At 31.8% G+C, this 7,414-nt stretch carries 9 protein-coding genes; all 9 read right to left on the bottom strand.

Going from position 1 to position 7,414, the window contains the following annotated elements:
• On the bottom strand, nt 1-1,156 hold a 1,156-nt coding region (gene atpA, locus Q0075_RS05685), incomplete at its 3' end, for a F0F1 ATP synthase subunit alpha (RefSeq protein ID WP_297868670.1).
• Nucleotides 1,157-1,179: 23 nt separating this feature from the next.
• Nucleotides 1,180-1,713 carry an ATP synthase F1 subunit delta gene (atpH, locus tag Q0075_RS05680; RefSeq protein WP_297868669.1) on the bottom strand — a complete coding sequence of 178 codons (534 nt, stop codon included), beginning with the start codon at nt 1,711-1,713 and terminating at the stop codon, nt 1,180-1,182.
• A 4-nt stretch (nt 1,714-1,717) separates the two neighbouring features.
• Nucleotides 1,718-2,209 (bottom strand): F0F1 ATP synthase subunit B, encoded by a 492-nt coding sequence (locus Q0075_RS05675; protein WP_297868668.1) that lies wholly within the window; start codon nt 2,207-2,209, stop codon nt 1,718-1,720.
• A gap of 73 nt (nt 2,210-2,282) precedes the next feature.
• Nucleotides 2,283-2,483: an ATP synthase F0 subunit C gene (atpE, locus tag Q0075_RS05670; RefSeq protein ID WP_026717725.1), complete on the bottom strand. Its 201-nt coding sequence runs from the start codon at nt 2,481-2,483 to the stop codon at nt 2,283-2,285.
• A gap of 41 nt (nt 2,484-2,524) precedes the next feature.
• Complete coding sequence (atpB, locus tag Q0075_RS05665; protein ID WP_297868667.1) at nt 2,525-3,601, bottom strand: F0F1 ATP synthase subunit A; 1,077 nt, start codon at nt 3,599-3,601, stop codon at nt 2,525-2,527.
• Nucleotides 3,602-3,724: 123 nt separating this feature from the next.
• The gene (locus Q0075_RS05660; protein ID WP_297868666.1) at nt 3,725-4,126 is read right to left on the bottom strand and encodes a hypothetical protein; all 402 of its coding nucleotides are present in this window, start codon (nt 4,124-4,126) and stop codon (nt 3,725-3,727) included.
• On the bottom strand, nt 4,123-4,350 hold the full coding sequence (locus Q0075_RS05655) for an AtpZ/AtpI family protein (protein ID WP_297868665.1): 228 nt from the start codon (nt 4,348-4,350) through the stop codon (nt 4,123-4,125). Before Q0075_RS05655 ends, Q0075_RS05660 begins: the two co-directional genes overlap by 4 nt.
• The gene (locus Q0075_RS05650; protein WP_297868664.1) at nt 4,350-4,709 is read right to left on the bottom strand and encodes a polymer-forming cytoskeletal protein; all 360 of its coding nucleotides are present in this window, start codon (nt 4,707-4,709) and stop codon (nt 4,350-4,352) included. Before Q0075_RS05650 ends, Q0075_RS05655 begins: the two co-directional genes overlap by 1 nt.
• Nucleotides 4,710-4,730: 21 nt before the next feature.
• Nucleotides 4,731-7,355, bottom strand: a complete 2,625-nt coding sequence (locus Q0075_RS05645; protein WP_297868663.1) for a gliding motility protein — start codon at nt 7,353-7,355, stop codon at nt 4,731-4,733.
• Between the last annotated feature and the right edge of the window lie 59 nt (nt 7,356-7,414).

The raw sequence follows: 7,414 nt of genomic DNA, 5'->3' as shown, positions 1-7,414 counted from the left end.
TACCTACGTTGATAGCAGGACGAACTCCAGAGTTGAATAAATCACCATCTAAGAAGATCTGACCATCAGTAATCGAAATTACGTTTGTTGGGATATAAGCAGAAACGTCACCTGCTTGTGTTTCGATAATTGGTAACGCTGTTAACGAACCTCCACCTTTAACGATTCCTTTAATAGAATCTGGTAAATCGTTCATGTTTTTAGCGATTTCGTCGTTAGCGATAACTTTACAAGCTCTTTCTAATAAACGAGAGTGTAGGTAGAAAACGTCTCCAGGATAAGCCTCACGTCCTGGTGGTCTTCTTAATAATAAAGATACCTCACGGTACGCTACTGCTTGTTTAGATAAATCATCATAAACAATTAAAGCTGGACGACCAGAATCTCTGAAATATTCTCCGATTGCAGCACCCGCCATAGGAGCGTAAACTTGCATTGGAGCAGGATCTGAAGCGTTAGCCGCTACGATGATAGTATAAGCCATAGCTCCTTTTTCTTCTAATGTTTTTGCTAAAGCAGCAACAGTTGAAGCTTTTTGACCTACAGCTACATAGATACAGAATACAGGTTGACCTGCATCATAAAATTCTTTTTGATTTAAGATGGTATCGATACAAACTGTTGATTTACCAGTTTGACGGTCACCAATAACTAACTCACGTTGTCCACGACCTACAGGAATCATCGCATCAACTGCTTTTACTCCTGTTTGTAATGGCTCAGTTACTGGCTGACGGAAAATAACTCCAGGTGCTTTTCTTTCTAATGGCATCTCATATAACTCACCACCAATTGGACCTTTACCGTCAATTGGGTTACCTAAAGTATCCACAACACGACCTACCATTTGTTCTCCTACTTTAAGAGAAGCAATACGTTGTGTTCTTTTTACTGTAGAACCTTCTTTGATTCCTGTTGATGGTCCTAATAGTACCACCCCAACATTGTCTTCTTCTAAGTTCAATACGATAGCCTCTAATCCGTTTTCGAATTGAACTAACTCTCCGTATTGAGCGTTTGATAATCCGTAAACACGAGCGATACCGTCTCCAACTTGAAGTACTGTTCCAACTTCTTCTAACGATGCACCAGATTCAAAACCTGATAATTGTTGTTTTAATATTGCTGAAATTTCAGCAGGTTTAATTTCCGCCATTTTGATATATCTTTAATGGTATATTAATTACTAAACTCTCTTTTTAAATTTTGCAGTCTGCTTGCCACAGATGCATTGTATTGTTTGTCGCCCATTCTTAAAATAAATCCACCAATGATAGCTGGATCTACAATATTTTGAATGGTAATTTTTTTATTTGAAAACGATGCAATTTTTGCCAATACTTTAGCTTCTAACTCAGGCGTAATTGGGAAAGCGGTAGTTACCTTAGCAATCTCAATTCCGTTAAGTTCATCATATAAAGCATTGAACTGTAAAGCAACATCATTTAATAATTCAAATCTTTTGTTAGCTAAAAGCAATTGAAATAATCCTTTTGTCTCTTTTTGAGCAGAAGCAAAAATTTCGTTTAAAGAAGAAAATTTAATTTCACCTTTAACAATTGGACTTTGCAAGAAGTCTTTTAATTCTACACTTTCTTTAATTGCTTTTACAATAGCAAACATATCTGCATTAACTGCATCTACAGAATTGTTTACTTTGGCAATATCCAAAATAGCTTTAGCGTATCGAATTGCTGCTCTAGTTCCTGCCATGATATTAGTTTAATTTAGCGTCACCTAACATTTTCTCAACCAATTTAGTTTGAGCTTCTTTGTTAGATAATTCTTCTTTTAATAATGTCTCAGCAATTTCTAATGACAAAGAAGAAACTTGATTTTTCAATTCTGCCATAGCTGCATTTTTCTCACTTTCGATAGAAGCTTTAGCAGCCTCAATCATTTTTTCGCCTTGTGCTTGCGCTTCAGATTTAGCATCAGCAATCATTTTTTCTTTGATTTCTCTTGCTTCTTTGATCATCAAGTCTCTTTCAGCTCTAGCTTCAGCTAATAATTTTTCATTATCCGACTTCAAGTTTTGCATTTCTTTCTTAGCGTTTTCAGCTGCTAATAAAGCGTTATTAATTGAGTCTTCTCTTCCTTTAACTGCTCCTAAAATAGGTTTCCATGCAAATTTTCTCATTAATAGAAAAAACACAACGAAAATTAAGGTTGTCCAAAATACTAAGCTTTCTGGTGAAGTAAAGTTCATATATCTATATTGTTAATTTAGTTTTGTAATAAAACTTCTTACAGCCAACCGCTGTAAGAAGTTTATGTTTTAATTACTTTGCAATTAATGCAACTACTACAGCGAATAAAGCAACACCCTCGATAAGAGCAGCAGCAATAATCATTGCAGTTTGAATTTTACCAGCAACTTCTGGTTGTCTTGCCATAGCGTCCATAGCAGATCCACCAATTTTTCCAATACCGATTCCAGCTCCAATAACAGCTAATCCAGCACCGATTCCAGCTAATACCATAATAAAATATTTATATAGTTAATAATTAATAAAACTCAATCCTAGTGATGATCATGCTCTTCAACAGCCTGACCAATAAATAATGCTGATAACAAAGTAAATACATACGCTTGTAAAGCAGCAACTAACATTTCTAAAACACTCATGAACAATACGAAAGCACCTGAAACCGGAGCAATTGCAACTGTTTTGAATATATATATCAATGAAATTAAACTCAAAATAATAATGTGTCCCGCAGTAATGTTAGCGAATAAACGAATCATCAAAGCGAATGGTTTTGTAAACATCCCAATAATTTCAACTGGCCACATAATTGGATATAACGCTTTTGGCACTGGTGGCGCAAAAACATGACCCCAATAGGCTTTATTTGCACTCAATGTAGTGATAATAAATGTAATAAGTGCTAAAACAAATGTAAAGTAAATATTTCCTGTTAAGTTAGAACTAAATGGGAAGAAAGGAATTAAACCAATTAAATTGTTGATCCAAATAAAGAAAAAGATAGTTAATAAATACGGCATATATTTTCCATATTTCTTTTCTCCAATATTTGGAATAGCAATATCATCTCTAACAAATATTACCAAAGGCTCTAAGAAACCAGCTAAGCCTTTTGGAGCCATGCTGTTCTTTTTGTAAGAACGCGCCACTACAATAAACAATACTAAAAGAATAATAACAGACATTAACATTGAGAAAACGTTCTTCGTGATTGAAAAATCTAAAGGACGAGCAGCAAAGTTAAATGCACTTTTATCTTCTTCTTTTAATTTTTCAAATTTGTCAGCATAAAAAATTACTTCATTATATCTAACAAATTTTTCTTTAGCCACATGGTGACCTGTATTGTCGTGATGAAATTCTGAAGCAGAAAAAATCTCTAATCCATTATCTGTCCATAAAATGATAGGTAATGGCAACGAAATTGCGTGACCGTTCCAATCCGCTATATGAAACTCGTGAGAATCTCCAATATGTGAATTAATAAGTTCTGTAGCGCTAAACTCTTTATCTCCTGATTCTGAATGCCCTCCGCTTGCAGAAGCCACTAATGGTAAAATCAAAAATGATAACGAAAACAAAAATTGAATTGTGCGATTTGCTATTCTCATATACTTATACTAATAATAGTAAAATTTATTTCCTCTAAATTTTGTGCAAAGGTACATTATTAATTAAAAAATGAAAACTTATTATTATAATTTTTAAAAAAAGTAAGCGAAAAATCCTTTTTACTAGTTTTCTTTCAAATCGGAACTATTCAGTAAATTAACCGAAAAAATAGTTTCTAACAACAAAAAAATGAAAAACGGGATAAAAAAAGATAACACATCTGGAATCTTATTAGCAATATCAGAATCAATAACTGGCATTAAAAAGAACACTGAAAGCCCCATTTTGATGATTCCAAACGCCAAAAAAGCATACCCAGTTTGCTGAAAAAAATATTTATTTACTAGCACTAATAAAGTGAACGAAACAGCAACTGTTAAAAAATGAAACAAATAAATTGAAAACGTTGTTATTTTAAATTCGATTTGATTAAAATAAGTACTTAAAATATATTCCTGACAAAAGTAAAAAATTACAGTTATTGGAACTAAATAAACAAACAGTCGCGCAATTTTCTTACTCATTCTTTTTTATCATTACTCATTTTAGTAACCTGACGAATTACATTGTAAAGCGCTATGAAAACGGCTAATAATGAAAAAACTATCGTTAATATAGAACCTTCAATTTTAAATTTTTCATCTAACCATTGCCCAATCATTACTCCAAAAAAAATAATCAATCCCATTTGAAATGGGATATTCATGAAAACCAACCACTTATTAGCTTGTTTCTTATTTGAATCCATTATTTATTCTGGGTTCTCATTTCGCAACTAGCTTCAAATCGAGCTCCTGGTTCTACAGCTAATTTACCTACGATTACTTCTCCTGTTATATGTGCTTTCGATTTTACATTTAACATCCCTTCTGCTTGCAATTTTCCAGAAAAAACACCTTCGATATCGATACTTTTACATATGATATCACCGATAACTTGTCCAGTAGGACCAATTACAATTTTTCCTTCAGAAGTAAAGTTTCCTTTTAATTTTCCGTCTAATCTAAAATCTGCCAATGTAGAAATATCACCTGTAATTATAGTACCTTCAACAATTCTATTGGTCTTTCCTAATAAATGATCTTGATTCTTTACCTTTTCAAACATATTAATAGGGATTTGAGGTTCTTATTTATTTAACAAAATCCATTCGTTCAACTTCTTCTTGATTTGCACAATCTTATAATCCTCTGTTGAGATAATATAAACTTTATCTGTTACTTTATAATTTTTATGCAATTGCAATACAGCTAATGCTGAAACTGCTGCGTCTTTATTATCAAAACCATGAATTACAACAATGTTATCGGTTATTGTATATATATCTTCAGATGATTTCAAAGCAACAGCATTGGTTTCTTTAATATATTTAGCAATTTTATCGGTTAAATTTTTCACCTCTTTACCATATGGATAACTCTTAGGAAAAATAATCTTATAACCTGTTGGTTGTTGCAATCCAAAATTTAAAGCTTCAATTAAAGGTAATTCTGTTTGGACCATTTTTTCAGCTTGTTTTCCTTCTTGGGTATTTGGATAAGTTAAAGCTACGAAATTTAACGCCACTTTGTAATCTTCTACACCTTTTAATCGGCCTAGTATTTTTGCTTTAAGCATTTCAAACTTTGGAAGCGATTCTTCTCCAGCAAATTTAAAAATAGCTTCATCAACTTCTTCAAAAACTTCTCTTAATTGGTTGTTTTCAAATTTTTTGTATAACGTATTGAAAACAATTTCTGGATTATCATTATCGGTAATTTCAACTTCAGGATTGTTCAAAATTTGAGCATAACGACTATCTGGATATTGCGACAAGATTTGTTGTTTCATATCAGCTGCTTTTATAGGCGAAATTTGCTGATAAATTTTGTACAAATTGTACATTGCCGGAAGCACCAAACGCTCTTCGGGTGTGTTTTTTAAAAGTTGCTCCAAACGTGAAGCGGCTAACTCGTATTCTTTATATTTTTCTTTATAAATTAAACCTAACTGATAATAAGCAAAATTTCGGTCCTTTGCCAAACTGTCAATTAATTTTCGATCTGTAGGGATTTTGTTTAAATAAAATTCGACCGTATATTCAGGTTTCAAATCAGAAGAAATTGAATCAGACACTTTGTTTTTATCAACATCCTTTTGATCATCATCATTAGTATTGTTATTATTCACCTTGTCAGAAGACCATCTCCAATTATCTTTAAGCATTCTTTTCCCCCATCTTTTTTGGAAATCTTTTTTCCCAAATTCGACAGCCACTGGATTATAAAAATAAAAACTTGAATTATCATCCATCATTCCAGGCGGCATCATTGAGTCCCCATTTGGATTTACTATTTTAATTTCTTTCCCCTTAGTATTAGGGTTTATTAATCCGGAATTTGAATTATTATTAGCTAAAATATTTGCTTCTTTTTTGGCTTTTTCAGCTTCTTTTTTGGCTTTTAGTTCGTCTTCATTTTTTAATTTAGAAATATAATCTTTATAAAATGCAACACGATCAACTTCATTCATTGAAACTACATTTAAAATACTATCATTTTGCTGTGCAATCAATTCGTATTTAATAACATCTTCTAGATTATCTTTTTTCTTCTTTATTTTTCTATACTCTCTTGTTCGTTCCTTTAAATTTACAAGTGTACTGTCATAATATTTACCCGCTACTTTGTATTTAGCTTCTTTGAAAAATATTTCGCCTAAATTTCTGTAATTAGAAGCAATTAAATACCTGTCATTAGAATTTGCTTTAATCGATTTATTGTAATATTTTTTTGACTGTAAATTGTTATTACTTTTATCATAAAACAATCCCATTTGGTGATTTAAAACATCTAAAAAGGGTCTGTTTTCTCTATCTTCAAGAAGGGTGTTAAAGGTTTTTAAAAACACCAAAGTATCTCCTTTGCTGTAATTAAAATATTGAGCCTGCTTAGCGTGTGATTGAATTACGTATCTTCTTGGCGCTTTTCTATTCATTTGAATAACTTCTTCAAATTCAGCATAAGCACTATCCTTAAAATTCATTTCTTCATATAATTGTCCTAAAATAAAAGTGTATCTCGCTTTTTCTTCATTATTATTTGTAGCTTCTTTAGCCACTTTTAAAGCTGAAATTGCAGTGTCATTTACTTTTAAATTAATATATGCCTGAGCAAGCATGGCATTAGCGTCAGCTAAATCTTGACCTTGAATTTTTTTATCTTTTAGAAGTAATTTTAGATTTTTTATCGCTAAATCTTCATTATCCAAACGAATATTTACCTTTTCTCTCCACACTTTTGCATGATAAATTCTATCACTCAATGGATACTTGTAGAGAATATAATTTAATGCTTCTAAAGCTGGAATAAAGCGATTTTCATAATAACGAGCTTTAGCTAACAAAAGATAAGCTTCATCCATTTGAGGATTTTTTTCTGTTCCAGCAATATTCATCGAATGCTTTTGAATTGCTTTCACCGCCTTTTCCTCAGCTCTTTCAAAGTTTTTGCTTTTTGTCTGTCCAGGCAATACAACCTCTTCAATGTCTGAAGTTCTTTCAACAGGTAATACTTCCCAAAAGTTGTCTTTATAAGTTACTTTTAACTCTTGAAGTCCTTTCTCTAATGCTAAATTACCATTATACAAAACATTATATTCGGTAGTAACCGCATGAAAATTACGATTAATAAACTTGTCTTTTTTGACAGAACATGCTATCAAAATCAGGAAGAAACAAACTGTAAAAGAATATTTAATTAAATTGCTTTTCAATGTAAAAGGTATTTGTACTCTAAACTACTAAAAACCAAATTTAGTATATAGTTTGGTAA

The organism is uncultured Flavobacterium sp. (assembly GCF_937967675.1).
Classification (GTDB): Bacteria; Bacteroidota; Bacteroidia; order Flavobacteriales; family Flavobacteriaceae; genus Flavobacterium.
The sequence above is the reverse complement of the archived record's forward strand: the minus strand, read 5'-3'. Positions and strand labels throughout refer to the sequence as shown.

Bases quoted from the DNA above. Each gene is read 5' to 3' on its own strand.
- atpE (WP_026717725.1), bottom strand. From the start codon at position 2,483: ATGGTATTAGCTGGAATCGGTGCTGGATTAGCTGTTATTGGAGCTGGA.
- Q0075_RS05675 (WP_297868668.1), bottom strand. From the start codon at position 2,209: ATGAACTTTACTTCACCAGAAAGCTTAGTATTTTGGACAACCTTAATT.
- Q0075_RS05660 (WP_297868666.1), bottom strand. From the start codon at position 4,126: ATGAGTAAGAAAATTGCGCGACTGTTTGTTTATTTAGTTCCAATAACT.
- atpB (WP_297868667.1), bottom strand. From the start codon at position 3,601: ATGAGAATAGCAAATCGCACAATTCAATTTTTGTTTTCGTTATCATTT.
- Q0075_RS05650 (WP_297868664.1), bottom strand. From the start codon at position 4,709: ATGTTTGAAAAGGTAAAGAATCAAGATCATTTATTAGGAAAGACCAAT.
- atpH (WP_297868669.1), bottom strand. From the start codon at position 1,713: ATGGCAGGAACTAGAGCAGCAATTCGATACGCTAAAGCTATTTTGGAT.
- Q0075_RS05655 (WP_297868665.1), bottom strand. From the start codon at position 4,350: ATGGATTCAAATAAGAAACAAGCTAATAAGTGGTTGGTTTTCATGAAT.